The organism is Bacillus cabrialesii, from assembly GCF_004124315.2.
In the GTDB taxonomy this organism is placed as follows: Bacteria; Bacillota; Bacilli; order Bacillales; family Bacillaceae; genus Bacillus; species Bacillus cabrialesii.
The window spans coordinates 1,077,314-1,101,051 of the sequence record NZ_CP096889.1 but is presented as its reverse complement, the minus strand read 5'-3'; the positions used below and the strand labels follow the sequence as shown (position 1 = coordinate 1,101,051).

Below are 23,738 nucleotides of genomic sequence, written 5' to 3'. Positions count from 1 at the left end.
AAGCATTGATTTTTTCTCTTGGGAGGAGTAAATTATTTTGAGATTCTATTCAAGATGTATGGAAGGATGACTTTGATGAATTGCTGGAAGACCATAAATCTGATGAAGGATTATGGCGCCGTTCGCATAATATTAACTGCTGTATGTTTTATGATTTTGGTTTTTATATCTACTTTTTTAGCATTTGAGCTGCTGCGGCCTGGCACAAGCTTAAGCGATGAATATGTACCTTTATTCGGCGGTTTGCTCGTCGTTATTTTATTTGTACATAAAGTCATCCATGTCCTGCCAATCATCTGCAAAAAAAGAAAAATAGAAAAAAAGTTTTACATATTGCGCATGCGCACATGGAAACGAATACCAAAAACAACAATGCTGATTTCGCTCGTAAGCCCGTTTTTGCTGATTACGCCTGTACTGTTTTACGCCGCGATGGCATTTCCGAATCACGCTCATTATTTCTGCATGATTTCGGGCATTCATGCCGGCTACTGTCTGCCTGACTTCTTGCTGGCTCTCAAGCTTGTACGAGCGCCGAAAGCCTGTTTTATTGATCAAGAAGCGGACGGGTTGGATATTCTTGTTGAAAAGTAGCCAAACCATGGGCTAGTGGCGATTTTTCAATTTGCATTCTATCTTTTTTAATAAATATTTGGTAATGTAATATGGGACAGTTCAGAGAGAGGGGGAATCTCCCATCATTTTATTCTATTTTATCGTGGCTGCCGTGTTTATTTTATATTTCATAAACAGGCTCACCAATACATTATGCCTTGTCAGAGAGATTCCTGAAGAGCGGCAAGATAAGGTATTCCGATTTATTAATGTTTCTATATTAATTTTACTGATCTCTTCGTTTGTGGAGATCTCCTTTACAGTGTAAATACGAAAGAAAGCATAGCTGCTGATTCAGCAGCTATGCTTTTTTATTTTGATTAATACAGCCAAGAAGCGCCGATGATAATCAATAAAATAAATAACACAACCAATAAAGCGAATCCGCCTGCAAATACTTCACCCATCTTAAAAAGCACCTCCTGTAAAAAGCTTTATTTACCAATTACATCTTATGCAAATCATGATTGAAACGATTAGGCGCTAGTGAAAATAAAGGATCGCTTATCTTGCAAGCGATCCCCGGGCTGCTTAGTAGATGTAAGCTGCACCTACGATGATAAGCAAAATGAACAGTACTACGAGCAACGCGAATCCGTTAGAGTATCCTCCGCTCATGTTACATACCTCCTTTTCTTGATCAATATATAAGTATGTCATCAGCAAAAGTTTGACTAGACGAATGCCCTTTATTTAAAATCTTTTTACAGAAAGCCACAATATGTTATGATACGCATAGGTAATTTAATTTGGAATGATTAGGAGTGTTTGAAAACCATGAAGAAAATCGCAATAGCAGCTATCACTGCTACAAGTATCCTCGCTCTCAGTGCTTGCAGCAGCGGCGACAAAGAAGTCATCGCAAAAACAGACGCAGGCGATGTAACAAAAGGCGAGCTTTACACAAACATGAAGAAAACAGCTGGTGCAAGCGTTCTGACACAGCTGGTACAAGAAAAAGTATTGGACAAGAAATATAAAGTGACAGATAAAGAAATTGACAACAAGCTGAAAGAATACAAAACACAGCTTGGAGATCAATATACTGCTCTCGAAGAGCAATATGGAAAGGATTACCTTAAAGAGCAAGTAAAATATGAATTGCTGACACAAAAAGCGGCTAAAGATAACATCAAAGTGACAGATGCTGATATCAAAGAGTACTGGGAAGGCTTAAAAGGCAAAATCCGTGCAAGCCACATCCTTGTCGCTGATAAAAAGACAGCTGAAGAAGTTGAGAAAAAGCTGAAAAAAGGCGAGAAATTTGAAGACCTTGCGAAAGAATACTCAACAGATACCGCTTCATCTTCAAAAGGCGGGGAGCTTGGCTGGTTTGCAAAAGAAGGCCAAATGGACGAAACATTCAGCAAAGCTGCATTTAAATTAAAAACAGGTGAAGTCAGTGATCCTGTTAAAACACAATTTGGCTACCATATCATCAAAAAGACTGAAGAACGCGGCAAATATGATGATATGAAAAAAGAGCTGAAATCCGAAGTGTCTGAACAAAAACTCAGTGACAACGCAGCTGTCCAAGAGGCTGTTCAAAAAGTCATGAAGAAAGCTGACATCGAAGTAAAAGATAAAGATCTAAAAGACACATTTAAAACGTCTTCAACAAGCAGCAACACTTCTTCAACTTCAAACAGTTCTAAATAATAAAAAGCTGCGCAGGCTCATTGAGCCGCACAGCTTTTTTTATGCGATGGAATGGTTTGGATTTTCTTCTTCATGCTGCTGGGAACTGCGGCGTTCTCTCTCCTTTTCCATTCTCTCCATATAAATCTGGCCCTCTTTTTCAATAAAGGTCTGGTCTACTTTTTCTTCCTCTTTGGCTGCCGCCACAAGTTTATATGCACTGAAAATAATGCCTACAATACAAAGATACACCCACCATGGAAAAAATAACACGGCTCCTCCCCCTTTTGCATAGATTCTTTATTGTTAACCATATGCGGGAATGAGACGAGTTATGAACGGGAAAGACGCAGCAAAAAGGACTGATCTGAATGTTTCAGCATCAGTCCTTCATTGATTATTTGTGAAAAGTCGGTTTATAAAAGGAACGGTTCTCCAGCGCGAATACCCGTTCAGTGTATTCGCCCGGCTTCACACGCTCAAGCGCTCTGTCCATCATATTCATTTTCGCATCCAGGTTGTCTATATAGTGCAGAATTTCCGCTTCCTTCACCATCGGCGGTTTCGGGCTGCCCCACTCTGCTTTACCGTGGTGACTCAAAATTAAGTGCTGAAGAATTAACACCTCTTCAGAATCGATTTGAAGTTCTTCAGCCGCTTTTGACAGCTCCGTCACCATAATCGAAATATGGCCGAGCAAATTGCCTTCGACCGTATACGAAGTGGAAACAGGGCCGGACAGCTCTTTCACTTTTCCGAGATCATGCAGGATAACACCGGCATAAAGCAGATCGCGGTCAAGAGACGGATATAAATCCGCAATGGATTTCGCCAGATTCAGCATTGAGACGACATGATACGCTAAACCTGAGACAAACTCATGGTGGTTTTTCGTAGCCGCCGGATAATCCATAAATTCAGCTTCGTGTTTTTTGACTAAAAACCTTGTGATCCGCTGGATATTCGGGTTTTTCATTTCAAATATATATTGAGTGATGGTATCCATCATTTCATTTTTCGGAATCGGCGCGGTTTCTAAAAAATCATCAATATTGACGTTTTCATGCTCGCTCACCGGTCTGATATTTCTCAGCTTCAGCTGGGTGCGCCCGCGGTAATGGTGAACATCCCCCACGACTTTCACAATCGTCTGCGGCGCATAGGTCACTTCATCACTTTGCTTGGCATCCCACAGCTTCGCTTCAATATCACCTGACTGGTCTTGCAGCATCAGCGTTAAAAACGGTTTCCCATTGCTGGCAATCCCTTTCGTCGAGGATTTAATCAATAGATATTGGTCCACCTGTTCGCCAACTTCATGTAGCATAATCCCTTTAGCCATTCTATTAAAGCTCCCTCCGTATCTTACATAATACCAGTATATCACATACCGATTTACAGCTATAGAACCTCTTTTATGACACCAAATGGATAATTTGGCTGCTTTTAAACGCATCTTTTACATGGTCATGGCATGTGAAATACAATACCTGTCGTCCGCCTTCAGATAAATCATAAAGAACGTCTAATACACGTTTCAGCCTTTCCTGATCAAAATGAACAAAGCTGTCGTCAAGCTGGAACGGAAGCCTTGACTCATCCTGGCGCGTAACGGCCAGAGCAAATCGGATCGCTGTATACAGCTGCTCACACGTTCCTTGTGACAGCTCATCCGCATGATAGACAGCACCGTCACAATGCATCACCATAATGGAATCATCCGTTTCAGAAAAATAAATCGTCTTGTAGCTTCCGCCAGTCAGCGGGCGGAAAAATGCTCCGGCTGTCTCCAAAAGGCGCGGGAGTTCGATTTTTTTATGCCGTTCCAATTTGTTTCGGATCACCTGTTTGATCATTTGGATCGAAGCCCATTGTTTAGCGGTTTCTTTCACACGCTCTTTTTGCATTTCCATTTGCAGCTTGAGATCTGAGACCAATCCCGAAGCCTCTAATTGTTCCTGTTTGACCAAGAGCATTGCGATTTGGCTCCGAAGCTGCTGGATCTCCTCAGTCAGCCGCTCTTTTCTTTCATTCTCAACTAATAGCTTGTTTTTCAATTCGGAAAGCGAATTGGAATCCGCCAGTTCAAGCTCCTCTGGATGTCCGCCTTGAAGCTGTGCGTTTACGTGATGAAGCTTGTTCTCCGCATCCTTCAGCTGACTGCTGATGTCTGCTATGGCGCAAAACTCATTTCTGTCTTTTGCAGCCGACGCGGCAAATAACTGCTCGATCTGCGCTTGGAAATACTCTATTTCCTGCTCCAGCTCCAGCAGCTGCTCCTTTGTATAATGAATATCTGTTTCCATTCCCTTTTTTTGCTTCTCGATTTCTTTTTCACGTTCCACGTTTTTCCGCAATGTGTGAAGGGCGTCCGAGATAGAGATGTTCTGACTCTCATTCGCGGGATAAAGCATGCTGACGCGTTCTTCGAATGTGCGCCGGTGCTTTTTCAGCCGTCCTGCTTCAATTGTCAGCTCATGCTTTTTCTTCACTTCTTTTTTGACATCCTTCATTAAGCTGTATGCATCAAGCAAAAAAGACGGATCTTCCTTGAATCCGAGCTCCTTCATAAAACGCTCGGCTTGAGTAAAGGACGGGGCCATATCGGCTTCCCACTGTTCAAACTGCTGGATGACCCGTTCATACGCGGCCTCCTTTTGCTGAAGCACTGCACGCTGTGTAATGAGGTGCTGTTTATTGCGGTCATCCTCCCATAACGCTTCTCGAAGCGCTTCGGCTTCTGCCGACGAAATGTCCGTCATCGGCTGTCTCATCTCCCCGCTCTTTCGGGAAGACGGTGTTTTTTTTCCTAATGCCAGCCCATACACAATAAGTGCAGCACCAATACTTATAGCGGGAATCCATTGCTGCAGCAGCAGAAAGAGAACGATGAACAACATACCAGCTGCTATGACAGTTTTTTTCTGTTTAGCCTGCTGACGCTCAAAAAACTTCAGCTGCTCTCTCAGCTTCGCTTGCTCCAGATGCTGCCCCTGTGCTTCATCATATGCTTTAAGAGCCGCTTCTTTATCTTTTCTTTCGCTGTTTTCAAGAATGGAGGACGAAGCTGCATGAACGGCCTTTTCTGCGTCTTCCAGCTCTTGCCGTGCAAGTTCAAACGTCTCATCAAGCTGCCGTTTTCTGTCTCTGGCCTGCACGTATTGCTGCACCGCCTGCTGAAGCTGCCATTCATAGTCATATGACGTGTTCATATTCAGGAGCTCATTTTCATCCGTTTTATTGAGCTGTTCAAGACCGGCCGCTGCCTGTGCAGAAGACTGGCGCAGCTGGGCTTGAATAGCGGCGAGCTGTTCACCGCAGGATTGATACATATGATACGCTGCCGAAAGCTCTTGTATCAGCGTTTCCTTCGCCAATATTTCTTGATCCGGGTTTAGCTTTTGCAACTGTTTGTCCAGTTCCGCCTTCTTCACCCGAAGTGCCTCCAGCTGTGCGGATTTCGGATGAAGATGAGATTCATATTTTTCCAGCTGATGCAATCCGTCAGACGGAAATTGTCCCGCCTGTTCCGCATATTGTGCCATCGCCTGTTCCAGCGCCGCTTTTTCATGCAGCTGAGGCTTTAGCACAATCGCTCCCTCAATGGTTCGGATATGTCCTGCCGCCTCTTTCAATTCGGTTTCTGCGATTGCAAGACGGGCTTCGAGTGTTCTTTTTTCTTCAAGGAGCTGATGATAGCCCGCTTCCTCTGCCTCAGCCTGTTTCAGCTTTGCCGCCAGCTTCTTAAGCGTTTCCAGCCCTTGGTTTAATTCCGGGTTTCGCCCGTTTGGTTTATAGAGCCTTTCGCTTTCCTTCGTCAGCCGCGAATCAAGCTTAGAGACAGCTTCAGCGCCAAACAAGCTGGAAAACAGCAGAAATTCCCCAATCTTGTCCCGATTAAAGGCGTGAATTTCCTGCAGCCCGAATACGTCAAATGAATAAATGGCTTTGTACAGCGCCCTGTCCGTGCCTTGGAACAGCTGCTTTAAAAAATCTCCCTGCTTCACTTCGCCTTTTTCTGTGTACACTCTCAGCTTTTCGGCAGTCCCTTTTGTCCGTTCGATCTTTATGACCCCGTACTCAGGATGTTCAGCTTCAAGTACACCGCCGTAGACACCGCCTGTTTTCGGTTCATATTTTTTCGTTTTCGGAAAACCAAACAGCATGCTTTCAATAAATGACATCATCGTCGTTTTTCCTGCCTCATTTAATCCGTAGATTAATTGGACAGGCGAGGCGGAAAAGTGAAAGGTCCGATTGGAAAATTTCCCGTAGTGGTAGATATGTAAAGATTTAATACGCAAAGCTTTCACCGCCTCATGTTTCAAGCACCTTAAGCTGTCTTTTCAATACAATCTGTGCCTGCTCTTTTATTTCCTGTAATTCCTCTTGGCTAAACCGGTCCGCATGCCTTCTATATACAGGATGCCGCTCAAGCCCTTCCAGCACATCTGTCAGATCATCGCGATCAATGTCCGCAAATAAACCGCCAAAAAAAGGATCCAGGTTTGTTACGTTTGCTTCATTTTCTGTCTCATCATCCAATGAAAGCGGCCATATGAAGTGTTCCTCCTCGGCCTCTTGCTCCTGAAAGGCTTCAAGCAGCTCGTCCAAGGTGCCTTTCGGGGCCTCCAGCAGCCATTCCGGCGCTGTCCCTTGTAATACGAGCCTTACACAAACAGGGCTCCCCTTTATCCGCAGCTTCGAAAACGCGTCCTCGACCATTTGGAAAAGGGCGGTCATATTCTTTGCCTCTGTCACATCAACTGCCGCTTTTTCCCACAGAACATCATGCGTTTTCTGAAAATCATAAGAAATGTCTCCGTTTGTCACTCGAACGAGATAATAGCCTTTATCTCCCGTCTCCTTCATATGGCGCCCTTGCGTGTTTCCCGGATAAATGACTGCCGGGTGCTCGGCAGAAAGAACTTGGCGTTTATGTATATGGCCAAGCGCCCAATAATCCATCCCGCTTTTCACGAGATCGTCATGTGTAAACGGGCAATACGGATCATGCCCTTCAGACCCTGACAGCGTGCCGTGGAGCATACCGATATGAAACGGCGCGTCAGTGGACCTCCGATAGCGGGCGGCTAGGTTTTCCGTTACTGCTCTGGCCTGATAGCTGAAGCCGTAAATGCTCGCTATGCGCCTGCCTTCCTTATAAAACGATTTTTCTTCAGGAACAGCGGACGAAAAAATGCGGACATTCTCTGGCCATTCAATCGGCGTCCACTCTCCGCCCAGATGATCGTGGTTTCCAAAGATCACATAAACTGAAATCCCGCACTCTCTGAGTCTTTCAAACTGCTTTTTTAAAAAGAGCTGCGCCTTTAAGCTTCGATTGGCTTCGTCAAACAAATCCCCAGCCAGCAAAACGAAATCAACGTTTTCTCTTATTGCGGCGTCTATCATATGTCTCACGCTTGCAAACGTGCTTTCTTTGATCCGGGCAAAAATCGGTTCCGGCAGATGCGATATCCCGTAAAACGGACTGTCGAGATGCAGATCTGCCGCATGAATAAAGGTTAAATCAGTCAACATTCTGCTCCTTTCAAGAATGAAGTACCTTTATTTTAGCACCGAATTCTTGCGAATGCACGTTCTGTCAACAAAGAAACAGCCTGAGAATCCCCAGACTGTTTTCAATCAGTTTTTCGCTAAACGAAGCGCTTGTTTAATTGCTTTGAACGCGCTTGAATTGCCGTAAATTAACACACCGCCTTTGTAAATTCTGGCGCCGATGACGGCCAGAATGACGATGGTAAGCAGTGTGATTCCGATTCCAGCAGCTGCCTGCCAGAACGGAATATCAAGCATGCCAACGCGCAAGAACATAATCATTGGTGTAAAAAACGGAATAAACGAGGTTACTGTAATAAACCCTGCGTCAGGTGCATTCAGACCGAACATCGCAATCATAAAACCAGCGACAACCAAAAGTGTCATCGGTGTGATCGTTTGCTGCACGTCCTCGATTCTTGAGACGACACTGCCGAGAAACGCGGCGAGTGTCGCGTATAAAAAGTAACCGAGCAAAAAGAAAATAACAGCATAAATGACAGTTGTTGCTGAGACATCGGTCAAATTGAGGAATCCGCCGACAGATGAAGCTGTTTCGCTCGTTTTGTTCAGCTTAAGCGACAGAGCGCCGGCTGTTATGATGACAGCAAGCTGCGTGATCCCGACTAGCCCGATGCCAACCAGCTTTGCAAACATCTGCTGGATCGGCGGCATGCTTGAGATCAGAATTTCCATGACGCGCGAAGATTTTTCGGTTGCCACCTCCATCGCAATCATGCTGGCATACATAATGACTGAGAAATAAATGACAAACAGCATAATGTAAACAAGACCTACCGTCTGGCCAAGCTCTTCCTCAGACTTCGCGCCCTCTTTCAGCGCCTCCTGCCCGACAGTAACGGGCGCATAAAGGCTGCTGATCTCTTCCTGCGAAACGCCGAGCTCCGCCGTTCCGACAGCCGTTTTGGTTTGCGTCAGCGCCTGCTGCAGCGTTTGGTACGTGCTTTCATCAGAAATCGTTAACGCTTTATAAGTTCCTGAAATGGCCCCTTTTTCATCTCGTTTGATGATGAGCATGCCATCAAGCGTTTCATCTTTGACTTGCTTTGTGACCTCAGCCTCCGTTTGCTTCGACTGCTTTACATCAAGATCTCCGTCTGTATCCACTGCTTTCAGCTGTTTCGAGAAAATCGGGTATAAATCGTTTGTTTCATCAACAACGGCGATTTTTTCTTTCGCATCATCACCTTGAAACAAAGATATGATCGACTCCAGATTCGTTACAACTAATACAAGCAGTACCGTGATGACTGTCGAGATCATAAAGGATTTTGCCATAATCTTATTTTTGTATGTATGAGAAAGCATGATCCAAAATCTATTCATAGACGGCCCCCACCTTTTCTATAAAAATATCATGCAGTGACGGCTCTTCAAGCTCAAATTTTCTGATAAACCCTTTTCCATGGAGCATGGCAAAGATCTCTTGAGAAATGTCTTCATTAGCGATCTGCAGTTTGACGCCGCCAGCCGTTTCCTTCCATTGGAGAATGCCTTCATGAGACTGCAAAAACCGCAGATCGTCATCGGAATGAATGGTGACATTCTTTTTGCCGAAGGAACGCTTTATCTCCTTCAGCCTGCCTTGCACTACCGGCTTTCCTTTCTGCAATATGCAAAGGTGCTCACAAAGCTCCTCCACATGCTCCATCCGGTGGCTTGAAAATAAAATAGAAACGCCGCTGTTTTTCAGAGAAATCACAGCCTCTTTTAACAGCTCAACATTGACAGGGTCCAGGCCGCTGAATGGTTCATCAAGAATCAGCAGCTCCGGCTTATGCAAAACAGCCGAAATGAATTGGATTTTCTGCTGGTTTCCCTTCGAAAGCTCTTCCACCTTCTTATTCTCGTAATCTGTGATGTTGAAGCGTTCAAGCCATGTACCGAGCTCTTTTTGAGCCTCCCGCTTCTCCATCCCTTTTAATCTGGCAAGATAGACAAGCTGATCCTTTACCTTCATTTTCGGATAAAGGCCCCGCTCTTCCGGCAAATAACCGATTTTGCTGCTGATACTGTAATTCACAGGACGGCCCTTCCAGCTAATTGAGCCCTCCGTAATGCTTAATAAGCCTAGGATCATGCGAAACGTCGTCGTTTTTCCCGCTCCGTTTGCGCCTAAAAGACCGAACATTTGCTGCTCCGGAATGTCTAAGTCTAATCCATCAACGGCTTTATAATCTCCAAATGTCTTTGTTACGTGATCAATCTTAAGCACCGAATCTCCTCCTTTCCTGCCCCATTATATACTAATTTTGGATGGAACATAATAAAGGATTTTGATTTCCTTTTTTAGAATATAAATGAGAAAGACTGATAAACCTTGAAAATGGAGGAGAAACCAGATGGCTGATTATTTCCTTACAGCTTTTGATCCTTCGGGGAAAACACTAATAAACGAGCGATTTGAGGCGGAACATGAAGAAGCGGCAAAAACGCATGGTGAAGCTCTGTTAAAAGAAAAAGAGCTCCACAGTCATACCCATCGTTTAGTCAATGCAGCCGGAAAGCTGATTTTGTTTCACAGATGATCAGCTTTCCGGCTGATCTATTACGCTTGAAACTTTGGCTCTCGTTTTTCTAAAAAGGCACGGATTCCTTCTTGGTGATCCTTCGTCTTTCTCATTTTCTCCTGGGCGCTGCGCTCAAGAGAAAGAACCTTTTTCATCTCTTCAAGCTGGAGGCTTTGAAAGATGGCTTTCGTTTCGATCATCGCCAAAAGAGGTGAGGCCAAAAGGGTTTCGATAAAGGGTCTCGCGCCTTCGGCAGGATCTCCGGCAAATGTCCCATCCAGGAGCCCCATATCGGCGGCTTCTTCGGCGGATAGTTTTTTCCCGCTCCAAATCAGTTTTTTCGCTTTCGCTTCCCCTATTCTTTTCTTCAGCAAATAGTGCCCTCCGCCGTCCGGAACGAGCCCAATGCCGATAAAATTCATCGCGAGAACGGCGTTTTTTTCCGCGAGCACAATGTCAGCGCAAAGCGCCAAACTCAGGCCCAGCCCGGCGGCGGCGCCGTGAATAGCAGCAATTATCACTTTCTTCATCTGATATAACGCCAGAGTAACAGCCTCAATCGTATCCATCAGCTGCTTAAATTGATCAGGATCATGCTCTGACGTCATCATCCGGATATCTCCGCCGGCCGAAAAGCCTTTCCCGGTTCCTCTCAGGAGAACGATGAGCGCCTCGCTTGCAGCCGCCTTTTCAACCGCCTCCTTCAGTTCAGACAGCATCTGTTCATTCAGGGCGTGATGGGCATCGGGACGATTTAAGATAATCTCAGCAACAGTTCCATTACATTCATATTGAATAAACTCCATATGAAGCACCTCCATGTATGCGCTTGCTTTTTTCTTTCTCATATACATTCCCCGCCCTCCTTACATAAACCTTTTTTATTTTTCAAGGTCAATAGATACTGAAAAATGCATATTGTTTGAATGGAAACATAAAGTTTTATATAGTGAAAAAGAAGGGATATCGGGATGGGAAAGGAGGAAAGGAAACATGACTAAATTGCTGATTAGTTTTCTGTTAAGTTTATTTATGGTGTACTTTCCCCCTTCGGACGTGACTTTGCCTTCCCAGCTTGAAGCAAATACTGACAGCTATGTGCCTATGTCCTCATATCCGCAGGAAACACAAGCGGCCAAAACGCCGTCGTCCGGAAGCCTGTACCCGGCTGAGCTGATCAAAGAGTACAGTCCGCTGTCGCAGTCTGTCAGGCATCTGTCTGTCAAACCTCTTGACGAACCGCTGATGAACAGGCTGGAAAAGGTTTGTGCCGTCCCTGTCAAATACCAGTCTAATTACCTCCGAATATAAATACACAAGCTTTGTAACCCACCTTATTTGGCCAACACTACATTCGGAGGGATTTTCATTGAATATTAAAGAAAACGATCTGCCGGGCATCGGCAAAAAATTTGAAATTGAAACGAGAAGCCATGAAAAAATGACGATTATCATTCATGATGACGGAAGAAGAGAAATTTACCGGTTTAATGACCGGGACCCGGATGAGCTGCTTTCCAATATCTCATTGGATGATTCTGAAGCAAGGCAAATTGCCGCTATTCTAGGCGGCATGGTTTATAAACCGCAAACGCTGGAGTCCATCGAAATGGCCTTCAGTGATCTCATTATTGAATGGTTTAAGGTTGAAAAAGGCGCCAAATCGATCGGGAGCACGCTCGGGGAGCTTGATGTCCGCCAGAACTACGATGTCACTGTGATCGCCATCATCAAACACAGCCAGGAAAAGCTTCTAAATCCCGGGGCTGATTCGGTTATTGAAGAAAATGACACACTTGTCCTCTCAGGTGAGAGAAAGCATCTGAAGAAACTGATTCACGATTTCCTTTCTGGAGAGGGCGTGTGAGCCGCCGATGGATCATCTTGTATTTGAAGTCGGAACTGCGCTTGTGCTTGTGGCGATTGCCAGTGTGATCGCCAATAAAATTAAATTTTCGATTATTCCGTTTCTGATTGTGCTGGGAATGCTTGTTGGGCCTCACGCGCCGAAATTTGGGATTATTGATCTTACATTTATAGAAAGCAGTGAAATCATCGAGTTTTTCGGGCGGATGGGCGTACTGTTCCTCCTCTTCTATCTAGGGCTCGAATTCTCCGTCGGCAAGCTGATCAAATCCGGAAAATCCATCGCGGTCGGCGGAACGATTTATATCTTGATTAACTTCAGCCTCGGGCTGCTTTACGGATTTATCACCGGATTTTCCTTTCTGGAAGTCCTCGTCCTCGCAGGCGTCATTACGATCTCGTCAAGCGCGATTGTCGCAAAAGTCCTCGTTGATTTAAAAAGAACGGCCAATCCGGAAACCGAGCTGATTCTCGGCATCATTATGTTCGAAGATATTTTCCTTGCCGTGTATTTGTCCGTTGTTTCCGGCCTTGTGCTGGGTGATGCGACATCAGTCGGGAGCGCGCTCTTGTCTATTTTGATCGCCTTCGGTTATATGGCGCTGTTTTTTATCGCAGCCAGAAAGCTCCCGCCGCTGTTGAACAAACTGTTGGACATTCGCTCAAATGAAGTGTTTATCATCGTTATTTTCGCCGCGCTCTTTTTTATCGCCGGGTTTTCAGAGACGATCCATGTAGCGGAAGCGATCGGCGCGCTGCTGCTCGGTTTGGTTTTTTCCGAAACAGAGCATTCTGACCGAATTGAGCATCTTGTCGTTCCGTTTCGCGACTTCTTCGGCGCAATGTTCTTCTTTAGCTTCGGCCTCAGCATTGATCCGTTTTCACTTGGTGAAGCGGTTTGGCTTGCGTTGGGAGCAGTGATGTTGACCATTCTCGGAAACTTCATCGCCGGAATGGTTGCCGGACGGCGCGCAGGGCTTTCTCATAAGGCTTCATCGAACATCGGACTGACGATCGTATCACGGGGAGAATTTTCAATTATCGTTGCGAATCTCGGGATTGCCGGCGGACTGTCTGCCACTTTAAAGCCGTTTGCCGCATTATACGTCCTCATTCTAGCGATTTTGGGACCGCTTTTAACAAAGGAATCAAAACAAATTTACCGCTTGCTGAACAAGGTATTTAAATGGAAGCCTGATGTTCAGCCTGCAAAAAAACAGGGATAAAAAAAGCAGCACTGTGATCAGCGCTGCTTTCATATTGTTGACAAAATCCTAAAACGGTTTAGTTTTAGGATTTTGTCATCTTTTCAGCGTGATTGAAAACCCTTGAAGTCTAGGAAGGACGAGCATCGGAGCACAGCGAATGTTCTAATTCGTGAGCACCGACGCACAGACCTGACAACGAATGCGAGGGTTTATCGACACGCTGAAAGCAGCACTGTGATCAGCGCTGCTTTGTCGTTTTCTCAAAAATCTGCTCTAAATATTTGATCTTTTCGTCCGTATAGTGCTCAAAGCGCTCATTGTACGATTTCGGATCTTTCGGATTGGCAAAGTGCGTGATTTTCCCTGTATCCCGGTCAATAAATTTACTTGCCGCGCCGCAGCCGATGCCGATAATCGTCTGTACCTCTTCCATAATCATGATGTTGTAGATGCTTTCTTGTCCCGGTAAAGAGTACCCGACATTTTCAAGGTTTCCAAGAATATTTTTCTGGCGGTATAAATAATAAGGCACGTACCCATGCTCTTTCGTCCAAGCTACAGCGTCATCCATCATTTGAGAAACCTCTTCCCTGCCGGCGACTTTGTACTTATGCTTGTTTCTCGTCATCTCTGACGCCCGTTTAAAGGAAAGGGTATGAACAGTGAGTGATTCCGGCATCAGCTTTTCCGTTTCTGAAAGGCTGTGTCTGAACTCTTTCACGCCTTCCCCGGGCAAACCGATAATCAGGTCCATGTTGATATTATTCATGCCGTGCTGGCGTGACAGATGATATTTCTCAATGGTCTCTTCAACTGTATGGTGCCGCCCGATCGCCTTTAGCGTTTCGTTTTCATAGGATTGCGGGTTGATGCTGATCCGGTCAATGTCATATTTGTTTAAAACGGCCAGTTTTTCTTCCGTAATCGTGTCAGGGCGGCCGGCCTCCACCGTAATCTCGCGAATATTTTTCACATCCGGAAAGGAGCGAACCATTTCTTCATACAGCAGATCCATCTCCTCCGCTGTAATGCTTGTCGGCGTCCCGCCGCCAAAGTAAATGGTTGTAACCTTAACATCATGCTCCTTCAGCCATTCACCGATCTTCTGCATTTCGTAATGCAGCCCCCATAGGAATGAGCCGACTCTGCCCGCCTGCCCTTGGATGGCATACGCAGGGAATGTGCAATACGCGCATTTTGTCGGGCAGAACGGAATGCCGATATAAATGCTGACTTCATCCTTTACTCGGTACAAATCCGGAACTGCCGCCAGCTGACGGTCAACAATTTCCTGCATTAGCATGATTTTTTCATCATGAATTAAATAGTCTTTTTTCAACTCAGCATGCGCTTGCTCCTTCGGCATCCCGCTTTGCAGCTTTTTATGAAGCAGCTTTGTCGGCCGGATTCCTGTCAGGATTCCCCACTTCTGTGTAATGCCCGTATTCGCCTGAAGAAGATTGAGATACACATAAGAAATTGTGTTTTTCACTTGCTTAAAAGCTTCTTTTTCAGTCATGCCAGGAGAAAAAATTTTTGTATGCTGTTCCTTTATGCCAGTACCCTTCACTTCTCCCGAAACCGTCACATGCTCATCCGTTTGTGACAACGCTAAAGAAATGACAACATCTGCGGGCTCCTCTCCGCCGTACAACAGCTCGCACTCTTCATAAAACAAATTTGCAATATTTTGCAGAGGCCGATGCAGGCGGTCATCATGGATGCCTTCTATTTTAATTTGCAACTTCATCACCTAATTTATCAGATTCAAAACTTTCTTTAGTGTACAGAAATAAACCGCTAAAATCAATCCGGCAAAAAAGCCGCCGCACCTGTCAGGGCGCGAGCGGCTTTTTTTACACACGTTTCATGTGGAACTTATCCAGAAACCCTTTTCTCTGCTGCATTCGGAAATATTCCTTCATCATATAAGCGACACCTTGCTCATCATTGGACCTTGTGACCCAATCGGCCTTTCTCTTAATCTCCGGAGCGGCGTTCCCCATCGCTACCCCAAGGCCGGCAAGTTCAATCATCGGGAGATCATCATACTGATGACCGATGGCCACGACATCATCCATAGTCAGTCCGAGCTCTGAAGCGACGAGCGCCAGCCCCGCTTCCTTCGAGACACCTTTCGGGACGATATTCAGCTTCTCATCGTTTACGCGAATCACGTCAACCGCAGGAAAGGCTTTCGTGATCGTTTCTGTAATGTCATCCTGAATATCATGCTCCGTGTACACTTCGATGACAGGCGCGCTCACCGGCTCATCCATAAGAAGGTCGCTTAATGATTCAACGAACTGGACTGGATAAAAGATCGGATCGGACGGATGAATGAGTGCTTTTCCTAATAAATTAGAATTTACCTTTTTCTTGTTTCCGATGGAATACTTCTCGTGAAGAAGCCGAATATTGCATTGGTAGCTCTCCAGCACTTGAACAATGTTAAAGGTGTGATCGTCGGAAATTCGTTTTTCAAAAAACGGGGTGTCTATTTTCTCAGCGATGTATGCCCCGCTATGGGTGATCAGCTTGGCATCAAGCTTCAGCGATTTAGCTATTTTCTGCGCTGAACGAAAATGGCGGTTCGTCACGAGTGTGACGTAAATCCCTTTTTTCTTAACATATTCAATCGCGTCTTTCGTTGCCTGATGAATTTTTCCGTTCGACCGAAGCAGCGCTCCATCTATATTTAAGGCAAGCAATTGTTTTGACACAGAGATGTCCCCCTCCTTGATGACTGTACTTGTGTATAGGATATGACCCTGTCTCTGTGTTTAGAACAACCTTTTCCGGAAAGCAAAAAAAGCCTGGCTCAGCAGACTTTATGTTTGGCATAATGATAGGATACGATCGAAGCAGCCATTCTCCCTAATATCGTTATTTCGATTTACGAAAAATCATGTATCAGGAACCCCTTGTTTGACCGTTGATGCGCTCCGAACACTTACTCTCTGTTGCTTATCCCCTCTATATAACGGCATGATATGCGACCGTATCCATTTGAAATCAGGTAAGTGTAGGCGCTTTCAATGAGTATTATCTCAGTTTTCTCCGCTGATGACAAGGGTTTTTTTAACTAAAAAAAGTAACAAAATGATGTATATCCGAGGTAGGATCCATTGTTAATTTTTGGATTCGAACACTTGATTCAGAACGTACATTCCCATATAATATTAATCATAAACGAAAAAAGCGGTGGTCAGATGGCTGATTTAAAAGATATATACAATGAAGAACTGATATCTCGATTGATACACCATGTAAAGGCATCTAGTCCTGATTTTAACCAAGACAGGTTTGAAGAACAATTGCAGCAGGAAGATTGGCCTGAACTCGCGTTAAAAGAGCGGATGCGCCGCATTACAGCATCCTTATACGAAACACTGCCAAAACAGTACGGTGAAGCGCTCGCAATTTTACAGGATGCAGCTCCTCATTTTAAAGGACTCAGCGGAATTCTATTCCCTGATTATGTGGAACAGTACGGGTTAGCGCACTGGGAAGAGTCAATAAAAGCATTGGAGTACTTTACGCAATATTCTACCTCAGAATTTGCCGTGAGGCCTTTTTTGCTTTTAGATCAAGAAAAAATGATGGCGCAACTGCTTGCATGGTCAGAGCATGAAAATGAACACGTGAGAAGACTTGCGAGCGAAGGAAGCAGGCCCCGCCTGCCATGGGGAAAATCGATACCCGCTTTACAATCGGACCCTTCTCCCATTCTGCCGGTCCTTGAAAAGCTGATGCAGGATGAGTCCCTGTATGTAAGGAAAAGCGTGGCCAACAACCTTAATGATATTTCAAAAACGCATCCTCAATTGCTGAAAAAAGTTGCTGATCAATGGTACGGAACACATCCCCAAACCGATTGGATCATCAAACACGCCTATCGAACCTTATTAAAAAAAGGTGATAAACAGGCTTTAGCGCTTTTTGGTTATGAAAATGCTGATTCGATACAATTGCGTGATTTCACATGTCAATCCAGTTGTATACCCATTGGCGAAACCCTTGAATTTTCTTTTTATATTCATTCAGAGAGGGATCAAAAAGTTAGAATTGAGTATGCAATTGATTTCGTGAAAGCAAGAGGCCAGCGCCATCAAAAGGTATTTAAAATAACAGAAACAAACATACGAAAAAATGAAACCAAGTCATACAAAAAAAATCATTCCTTTAAGGATCTAACAACCAGAAAACATTACAAAGGAATTCATACATTATCTGTGATCATCAATGGAGAGGCAAAAGGTTCTGTGGATGTCGAAGTTTGCTGAATGAATAAAAAATCCCTTCTTGTAAAAGAAGGGATTTTGGTGATTAGCCTTCGACACTGCCGTAAAGCTCTTCTAAAGGCTTCATAATGATTTTGTTCAATTCGCCGATCAGCATGCTCATGCGCTGCTCCGCTTCCATCAGTTGAGAAATTTTTTCGTGCTGCTGTACAAGCGCAACTGTTTTTTGAGCCTGCGTCACTTCTTCTTGTGTAATTTCTTCTCCTGCCATTTGTTTTTGCTGGAGTCTAAGCTGCACGTCGCGGAAGTTTTCGAACATGCGCTTCGCTGATTCATCTGCGTTCACTTCATCATAAAGGTTTTTTAAACGGGTGAACTCTTCGCTCCCGCGTAATGCATTTTCAAGATCATATGCTACATCATAAAAATTAACAGCCATTGTGAATAGCTCCTTTCATCATTGCCGTTTGACATACCACTCCACTATAACAGACTATGGAGCTCCTTTCATTAATCGAAAACCATTTTCTCTTAAAAAAGGGTGACAAACAGTGCTTGAATCGCACCTATGATTCCCCCCAGAAGGCCTCCCAAATAGGTAATCATTTTAAATTCTTTTTTGGAAATGGACAGCACCATTTCTTCAAGACGCTGCACCGGGAACTGATCCACCTGCTCCTTGACGATTTCCTCTAGGCGCATCCGTTTTAAGACACTTTCAAGATTGGCCGAAACCCCTTCAAGCAATTTGTCTAACAGTGCCGGCAGCATTTGCCGGGTCAGCTCAGATTCATAGCGGACGGCAAGCGCGCCAATCGTATTGTCGAAGAAAGGAGCAGTCGAAAATGTTTGCAGCACGCTACGCTTCAAGCTGAAAATGAGCGCCTTTGCATTCCATTTTTCGTCCGCTTCATTAAACGTATACTCCCTCAGCTTGCCCCATTCGTTTTTTAAGAGATCCGAAAGCAATTTATTTGTTTCCTCATTCCGCAAAAACTTCAGCAGCTCCGGCAGCACGCGGTCCGCAAGGCTTGAATTGCCGAGAAACATCTGCACCATGCTTCCAAGCATGCCCCGCTCTTTTAAGAAGTCATCAATCATATTGCCGAGACGGATTTTTCCTTCATCACTTTCAAAATAACTGACACTGCGTGACAATATATATCCTGAGATCATCGGGATCTTTTCCTCAAGCTTTTCCTGCACTTCCAAAGGCAGCAGCTCTTTTAACGATTGGTGCCCGTATTGGCGGAAAAGCTCGTTCAGCTTATCATCCGTCCAGTTGCTGATCCATGCGTCTGCAGCTTCGTCAGGACGTTTCACTCCGGCTTTTTCCAGCGCTTCTTTTACTGTCATTTTAGAAAGCGACAGTTTTTGAATCAGCTGTTCCCCGATCTGAAGAGCCTGCGTTTTGGCTGTATCAGAGACAAGCCGCTTTTTAATGCCTTCAGGTGTTAAGAGATGATTAACGACCATCAGTCCCATTTGTTTTGCCAGTTCATCCCGTCTTCTCGGAATCAGCCCTGGTGTAAAAGGGACTCGTTTTCCAAACAAATAGTACGCCTTATAAGGCCTAAATAGCATTTGAATTGCTAAATGATTGGTCACCGCGCCAATGGCGGCGCCGATCACGATCATAAAAATAAAGGTTCCTGCAATACCCATTCCTATTCATCTTCCTCCATCTGTGCTCCAACTTTTTTTTCATATAGATGATGTACCTATTCGTATTATAGAGGCTGATGCAATCACTTAGCAAACGAGGAGACAAATTCCTGTTGTCAGAAAATCAGCTTGTTCTTTTGGAATAGGGCAAGGTGGAGAATCGTATTCTGTAAAGTAGAATACCGTCAGCTGCGTTCGTCTTACATGTATTTAGCGTAAAGCTGCTGACACCCGCCGGCAGCTTTTGAATAAAAGGGGGAGTCTCACCATGATAACACTTGGTTTTATGTCCTTATCCCGCCAGCACGAAGCGGACTATTCCGCAGAATTGGCCAAAAGAGCACCCGAATTCGGCATTCGCTTCATCCGGTTTACACCGTTTGATATTTCACCTGACACCCTGCGTGTCAAAGCATCAGCCTATCATTCGGCCAGCAGCACATGGAACGAAACTGAAATGGCGATTCCAGATTATATTTATGACCGTTGTTTTTACGGCAAGGATTCACAATCCCAAAAAGCAAAACCGATCGTTGAGTGGCTCAAAAAATATCCGAAAACGGAATTCATCGGGCGGGGCCTTCCCGATAAATGGACCGTCTTTCAAGATCTGCAGCAGCACGCTGTGATCAACCCTTATATTCCGGAAACGACGAAAGTGAGCCGCTATGAACAAATCCATTCCTTCTTATCCAAAGAAAAAGCCTGTATCTTAAAACCGGCGTTCGGCGCGGGAGGCAGAGGCGTGATTCTTTTGGAGCTGGGCAAGAAAAACATCACCGCCACGTATCACATCGGAAAGGATAAGCAGACAAAAACCTTTTCCAACCAGGCTTCTTTTAAAACATGGTGCAAAAAAGTGCTTCAGCATCAATATTTGCTTCAGCCTTATTTAAATATTCAAGATAAGGAACAATATCCGTGCGATATCCGCTTGTTCATGGAAAAAAACGAATCAAGTGAATGGAATACTGTCGGAAAGGCCGTGAGACGCGGATACAAACACGGGCTGCTGGCCAATTTGTCAGGCGGATCTGATGCGCTGACATTCGATTCATGGTTTGAAGATATACCGAAAAAACAGCAAGTGGTTTTACTTGATGACGTGTTCTCGATTACCCAGTCAGTTCCGTATTATCTTGACGAGCGCTACGGACCTTTGTTTGAACTCGGTCTCGATATATGCCTTGCGAAGGACGGGAGAATTTGGATTTTGGATATCAACTCCAAACCGGGCAGGAAGTCAATCCTGCGAGTCTCTCCCGAGCAAAAAGAACAGCTATACACTTGTCCCCTAAAACGATGCCAATATCTGTTTTCTGAGCAAAGCCAGAAAGGAGTTCTTCCGCGTGAATCATAAACGGTTTTTGATCGGCATAGACAAAACCAGTGAAAATACCCTGTTTCTGCCCTCTTCGCTGAAGCGATCCGGACTTTTGCATGCCGCGTTCGGGACGAAGGTTGTCAGATGCCACATTTCTTACAGACGGCATCTGGAACAAACCGTGCTTCTTTCTGAAAATCTGTTCCATGAGCTTTTGCTTCCCCACCGAAGCAGGGCAGACATTTTGATTCATGATCATACAGTGCATATCGGGCCGTTAATCGGCATCTTTACGGCGGGGTTTACCGTATCTCTTGAGCGGCCTTTTAAGGATCGTTCCCTCTTTTTTTCTAAGCTTGTCACGTTACATGAGCAAGCGGGAGGCTACTGCTTCATTTTTGGCGCGCACCAAATCAATTGGGAGGAAGGAACGATTGAGGGGCTCCTTTATAGGGAAGACGGCTGGGAGAAAAAAATCGTCCCGCTGCCGAACGTTGTTTATGACCGTTTGCCGAACAGAAAGATCGAAGATTCGCTTCTCTTGCAGCATACAAAAAAGAGGCTGATTGATGAATATCAAATCCCATGGTTTAATAAAACGTTTTTCAATAAATGGAGCGTTCATCAATTGCTCGAAAAAGATCCGAGAACAGCCCCTTTTTTGCCGAAATCCGAGCTGACACCATCTGTGGAGAGAATTGCAGAACTCTGTGATGCATACCAAAAAGTCTATATCAAACCGGCGAACGGAGCACTCGGCACCGGCATTTATCAACTGACAAAAACAGACGATGGCCTGACGGTGAAACATACGAATGATGCCAAAACGTTTTCTTCAATTGATTATTCCGATGCCGCCGCTTTTCTGGCAGAGTTTCAAAAACAGCACAACCCATCCGACTTTCTCATTCAGCAAGGTGTGGATCTAATCAAATTTCAAGGCAAACCAGCTGATTTTCGTGTCCATACCAATAAGAACAGAAAAGGAAAATGGACTGTAACAGCAATAGCCGTAAAAATTTCTGGAGAAAACAGCATTACAACACATCTATCTAATGGCGGATCTGTAAAAACACTTGCGGAAGTATATGATGATCCCGCTGAAAGAATTGAGGTCATTAAAAAGCTTTCTGCTGCGGCACTGACGGCAAGCCATGTGCTTCACGATCATATCGAAGGGTTTATCGGGGAGATCGGTTTCGATTTTGGCATTGATCAGAACGGTAAAGTATGGATGTTTGAAGCGAATTCTCGCCCGGGGCGCAGTATTTTTTCTCATCCGAATTTGCATCATGTTGATTCTCTGACAAAACGAAGAAGCTTTGAATACGCGTCATATCTATCTGAGAAGGCGATCACCTCCCATGACGCGCTGTGGCCTTCGTAATCTGTCCGCTTTTTTGATAAAGCGGACTTATCTTTATCAAAGGCTGGGACAAACTGCATCATAAAGACCTCTTCAATGATGTTCTGAAACAGTGATACAATGAACATAATTCGTTCGCATTCACGTCAATTGATATCAATCTTAAGGAGCGTGGCCGTGATGATTTCTCATTTCAGCTGGAAACCTTTGTTCCAAAAAGAAAAGCTGCCCGGATGGAGAATTTCATTTTATTATAAAGGAACCCATTATGAAGGCATCTATCATAAAAGCGGTGAGATTGAATGGGGAGATTTGTTTCCCGCCCGCGCTGACGAGCCTGCTCTTACAAACGAGATACATGAACTGATGCTTTTTCATATTTATGACTAGCTTAGCCTGAACGGCTAAGCTTTTTTATGCCTTCTCAAGATTTACCACTCGATTTTCCGCATGAGTTTCCGGCGATTTTAACATAATACGTAGTAACAAGCCGGCAAGCATTGGGTTACGCCGAGACGGCAGTGACACCCGAGACGGGTCCACAGACTGGTGCAACTCCAGTTAACCCAACCATACTAAACAAAAAGGAGATTTTACACATGGCTAACCAAAACTCTTCAAATGAATTACTAGTACCTGGCGCAGCTCAGGCTATCGATCAAATGAAACTTGAAATCGCTTCTGAATTCGGCGTTCACCTTGGAGCGGATACAACTTCCCGCGCTAACGGTTCTGTCGGAGGAGAAATCACAAAACGTTTAGTATCTTTCGCTCAGCAGCAAATGGGCGGCAGAGTTCAATAACAATTCAATATATGGCTATAGAGAGCGCGGTTTCCGCGCTCTCTTTATATTTGTCACCCTTTTTTCCTACTCCACATATCCTAGAAAAAAGGGAGGGAATAAGGATGGCATTCATCGCCTTTTTGAATTGGGAGCTGGTTCAGTTTGTAAGTGTATCCATGATTCATGAATATGTTTCCCATCGTTCTGTCTATTTGTACAGGTATTCTTTCCCTCGCTGTTCAAACTGAGAGCATCCTTTTATAATGAGGGCGAGGAGGTTTTTTGATGAAAATCGCTTTATTTGGAGCCAGCGGCCGTGTCGGACGAGCCTTTATAAAACAAGCTGCCGCAGATGAACAATTTGATATTTATGCTCTGGCCAGATCTCAACCTGATGAGCTTCCCCTTCCAAAAGACCGAATCGTTATGGGGAACGCACGCTGCCGGGAAGATGTGAGAAGCGTGATGAAGGATGCTGAAATCGTGATTAGCTGTCTCGGTACGGATGGTGATGATACCTTGTCAGCAGCTTTGACACACATTCTCGCCATTATGCGGGAACAGCATATCAAACGGCTGATTACGATCGGCACCGCAGGCATTCTTGATTCCCGATATGAACCGGGAAAATTCCGGTTTGAAACAAATGAATCGAAACGAAAACAGACCCGCGCAGCCAAGGAGCACGCAAAAGTATACGAAATGCTAAAAGGTTCCTCTCTAGACTGGACAATCATCTGTCCCACTTACCTTCCGGACGGAACAGCAACCGGCGTATATCGGACAGAGCGTAACGTATTGCCGGAGGGCGGCACAAGCATTACGGTCGGTGATACTGCTGATTTTCTCTATCGTGAGCTCGTTACAGGAGAATATGTCGGATACCGAGCCGGACTGGCTTATTAACTACATAAACTAAAAACCCAAAACACGA

Annotated in this window: 27 protein-coding genes; 14 read left to right on the top strand and 13 right to left on the bottom strand. The window is 44.8% G+C overall.

The features are described 5' to 3' along the window. Positions 1-75 precede the first annotated feature (75 nt). A complete protein-coding gene (locus EFK13_RS05650) occupies positions 76-594 on the top strand; it encodes a DUF3267 domain-containing protein (RefSeq protein WP_129506211.1) in 519 nt (172 codons plus the stop codon). 106 nt (positions 595-700) lie between these two features. Then, positions 701-883, top strand: a complete 183-nt coding sequence (locus tag EFK13_RS05645; protein ID WP_024571667.1) for a hypothetical protein — start codon at positions 701-703, stop codon at positions 881-883. A 52-nt stretch (positions 884-935) separates the two neighbouring features. Here the strand turns inward: EFK13_RS05645 and yhzE2 are convergent, their stop codons facing one another. Next, on the bottom strand, positions 936-1,022 hold the full coding sequence (gene yhzE2 / locus EFK13_RS05640; RefSeq protein ID WP_003155248.1) for a sporulation protein YhzE2: 87 nt from the start codon (positions 1,020-1,022) through the stop codon (positions 936-938). Between the two features lie 124 nt (positions 1,023-1,146). Beyond that, positions 1,147-1,233: a sporulation protein YhzE1 gene (gene yhzE1, locus EFK13_RS05635; RefSeq protein ID WP_003327753.1), complete on the bottom strand. Its 87-nt coding sequence runs from the start codon at positions 1,231-1,233 to the stop codon at positions 1,147-1,149. Between the two features lie 159 nt (positions 1,234-1,392). On the opposite strand from yhzE1, the gene prsA reads away from it, so the two are divergent. Next, complete coding sequence (gene prsA, locus EFK13_RS05630; protein WP_129506212.1) at positions 1,393-2,274, top strand: peptidylprolyl isomerase PrsA; 882 nt, start codon at positions 1,393-1,395, stop codon at positions 2,272-2,274. A gap of 39 nt (positions 2,275-2,313) precedes the next feature. Here the strand turns inward: prsA and yhaL are convergent, their stop codons facing one another. From yhaL to EFK13_RS05600, 6 genes are all read right to left on the bottom strand, one after another. Next, the gene (gene yhaL, locus EFK13_RS05625; RefSeq protein ID WP_064813529.1) at positions 2,314-2,526 is read right to left on the bottom strand and encodes a sporulation protein YhaL; all 213 of its coding nucleotides are present in this window, start codon (positions 2,524-2,526) and stop codon (positions 2,314-2,316) included. A gap of 124 nt (positions 2,527-2,650) precedes the next feature. Further along, complete coding sequence (gene yhaM / locus EFK13_RS05620; RefSeq protein WP_019257939.1) at positions 2,651-3,595, bottom strand: 3'-5' exoribonuclease YhaM; 945 nt, start codon at positions 3,593-3,595, stop codon at positions 2,651-2,653. A 73-nt stretch (positions 3,596-3,668) separates the two neighbouring features. Beyond that, positions 3,669-6,566 carry an ATP-binding protein gene (locus EFK13_RS05615; RefSeq protein WP_129506255.1) on the bottom strand — a complete coding sequence of 966 codons (2,898 nt, stop codon included), beginning with the start codon at positions 6,564-6,566 and terminating at the stop codon, positions 3,669-3,671. A gap of 4 nt (positions 6,567-6,570) precedes the next feature. Next, positions 6,571-7,797 carry a metallophosphoesterase family protein gene (locus EFK13_RS05610; protein WP_129506213.1) on the bottom strand — a complete coding sequence of 409 codons (1,227 nt, stop codon included), beginning with the start codon at positions 7,795-7,797 and terminating at the stop codon, positions 6,571-6,573. Positions 7,798-7,902: 105 nt separating this feature from the next. After that, positions 7,903-9,162: an ABC transporter permease gene (locus tag EFK13_RS05605; protein ID WP_129506214.1), complete on the bottom strand. Its 1,260-nt coding sequence runs from the start codon at positions 9,160-9,162 to the stop codon at positions 7,903-7,905. After that, entirely contained in the window at positions 9,155-10,051 is an 897-nt protein-coding gene (locus EFK13_RS05600; protein WP_075745105.1) for an ABC transporter ATP-binding protein, read from the bottom strand. Before EFK13_RS05600 ends, EFK13_RS05605 begins: the two co-directional genes overlap by 8 nt. A 127-nt stretch (positions 10,052-10,178) precedes the next feature. Between EFK13_RS05600 and EFK13_RS05595 the strand changes: the two genes are divergently transcribed. Further along, positions 10,179-10,364 (top strand): YhzD family protein, encoded by a 186-nt coding sequence (locus EFK13_RS05595; protein ID WP_129506215.1) that lies wholly within the window; start codon positions 10,179-10,181, stop codon positions 10,362-10,364. Between the two features lie 20 nt (positions 10,365-10,384). On the opposite strand, the gene EFK13_RS05590 is transcribed toward EFK13_RS05595, so the two are convergent. Next, positions 10,385-11,152, bottom strand: a complete 768-nt coding sequence (locus tag EFK13_RS05590; RefSeq protein WP_129506256.1) for an enoyl-CoA hydratase — start codon at positions 11,150-11,152, stop codon at positions 10,385-10,387. A gap of 187 nt (positions 11,153-11,339) precedes the next feature. Here EFK13_RS05590 and EFK13_RS05585 point away from each other — a divergent pair, with 187 nt between their 5' ends. From EFK13_RS05585 to khtU, 3 genes are read left to right on the top strand one after another with little or no spacing between them, the layout of a single operon-like run. Further along, a complete protein-coding gene (locus tag EFK13_RS05585; protein WP_129506216.1) occupies positions 11,340-11,657 on the top strand; it encodes a hypothetical protein in 318 nt (105 codons plus the stop codon). A gap of 58 nt (positions 11,658-11,715) precedes the next feature. Then, a complete protein-coding gene (gene khtT / locus EFK13_RS05580; RefSeq protein ID WP_129506217.1) occupies positions 11,716-12,213 on the top strand; it encodes a K(+)/H(+) antiporter subunit KhtT in 498 nt (165 codons plus the stop codon). Positions 12,214-12,220: 7 nt separating this feature from the next. After that, the gene (gene khtU / locus EFK13_RS05575) at positions 12,221-13,438 is read left to right on the top strand and encodes a K(+)/H(+) antiporter subunit KhtU (RefSeq protein ID WP_129506218.1); all 1,218 of its coding nucleotides are present in this window, start codon (positions 12,221-12,223) and stop codon (positions 13,436-13,438) included. 220 nt (positions 13,439-13,658) lie between these two features. On the opposite strand, the gene EFK13_RS05570 is transcribed toward khtU, so the two are convergent. Then, positions 13,659-15,164 carry a coproporphyrinogen III oxidase gene (locus EFK13_RS05570; protein WP_129506257.1) on the bottom strand — a complete coding sequence of 502 codons (1,506 nt, stop codon included), beginning with the start codon at positions 15,162-15,164 and terminating at the stop codon, positions 13,659-13,661. 112 nt (positions 15,165-15,276) lie between these two features. Then, the gene (locus EFK13_RS05565; RefSeq protein ID WP_129506219.1) at positions 15,277-16,143 is read right to left on the bottom strand and encodes a Cof-type HAD-IIB family hydrolase; all 867 of its coding nucleotides are present in this window, start codon (positions 16,141-16,143) and stop codon (positions 15,277-15,279) included. Positions 16,144-16,632: 489 nt separating this feature from the next. On the opposite strand from EFK13_RS05565, the gene EFK13_RS05560 reads away from it, so the two are divergent. Beyond that, positions 16,633-17,706, top strand: coding sequence for a DNA alkylation repair protein (locus tag EFK13_RS05560; protein WP_129506220.1), 1,074 nt, complete (start codon positions 16,633-16,635; stop codon positions 17,704-17,706). Between the two features lie 43 nt (positions 17,707-17,749). On the opposite strand, the gene EFK13_RS05555 is transcribed toward EFK13_RS05560, so the two are convergent. Together EFK13_RS05555 and EFK13_RS05550 are read right to left on the bottom strand one after the other, a co-directional pair. Continuing rightward, the gene (locus EFK13_RS05555; protein WP_003224239.1) at positions 17,750-18,103 is read right to left on the bottom strand and encodes a YlbF/YmcA family competence regulator; all 354 of its coding nucleotides are present in this window, start codon (positions 18,101-18,103) and stop codon (positions 17,750-17,752) included. A 92-nt stretch (positions 18,104-18,195) separates the two neighbouring features. Further along, positions 18,196-19,329: a DUF445 domain-containing protein gene (locus tag EFK13_RS05550; protein ID WP_129506221.1), complete on the bottom strand. Its 1,134-nt coding sequence runs from the start codon at positions 19,327-19,329 to the stop codon at positions 18,196-18,198. Between the two features lie 268 nt (positions 19,330-19,597). On the opposite strand from EFK13_RS05550, the gene spaC reads away from it, so the two are divergent. The 6 genes from spaC to EFK13_RS05520 all read left to right on the top strand — a co-directional run bounded on the left by spaC (position 19,598) and on the right by EFK13_RS05520 (position 23,710). Next, the gene (gene spaC, locus EFK13_RS05545; protein ID WP_129506222.1) at positions 19,598-20,689 is read left to right on the top strand and encodes a spore coat associated protein SpaC; all 1,092 of its coding nucleotides are present in this window, start codon (positions 19,598-19,600) and stop codon (positions 20,687-20,689) included. Then, positions 20,679-22,040, top strand: coding sequence for a spore coat associated protein YheD (gene yheD / locus EFK13_RS05540; RefSeq protein WP_129506223.1), 1,362 nt, complete (start codon positions 20,679-20,681; stop codon positions 22,038-22,040). The genes spaC and yheD overlap by 11 nt, the downstream gene beginning before the upstream one ends. A 150-nt stretch (positions 22,041-22,190) precedes the next feature. After that, positions 22,191-22,409: a YheE family protein gene (locus tag EFK13_RS05535; RefSeq protein WP_072566014.1), complete on the top strand. Its 219-nt coding sequence runs from the start codon at positions 22,191-22,193 to the stop codon at positions 22,407-22,409. 209 nt (positions 22,410-22,618) lie between these two features. Then, positions 22,619-22,822, top strand: a complete 204-nt coding sequence (gene sspB, locus EFK13_RS05530; RefSeq protein ID WP_014663376.1) for a beta type acid-soluble spore protein SspB — start codon at positions 22,619-22,621, stop codon at positions 22,820-22,822. A gap of 104 nt (positions 22,823-22,926) precedes the next feature. Then, the gene (locus EFK13_RS05525; RefSeq protein ID WP_075745079.1) at positions 22,927-23,052 is read left to right on the top strand and encodes a hypothetical protein; all 126 of its coding nucleotides are present in this window, start codon (positions 22,927-22,929) and stop codon (positions 23,050-23,052) included. Between the two features lie 37 nt (positions 23,053-23,089). Continuing rightward, a complete protein-coding gene (locus tag EFK13_RS05520; protein WP_129506224.1) occupies positions 23,090-23,710 on the top strand; it encodes an NAD(P)-dependent oxidoreductase in 621 nt (206 codons plus the stop codon). Positions 23,711-23,738: the final 28 nt, after the last annotated feature.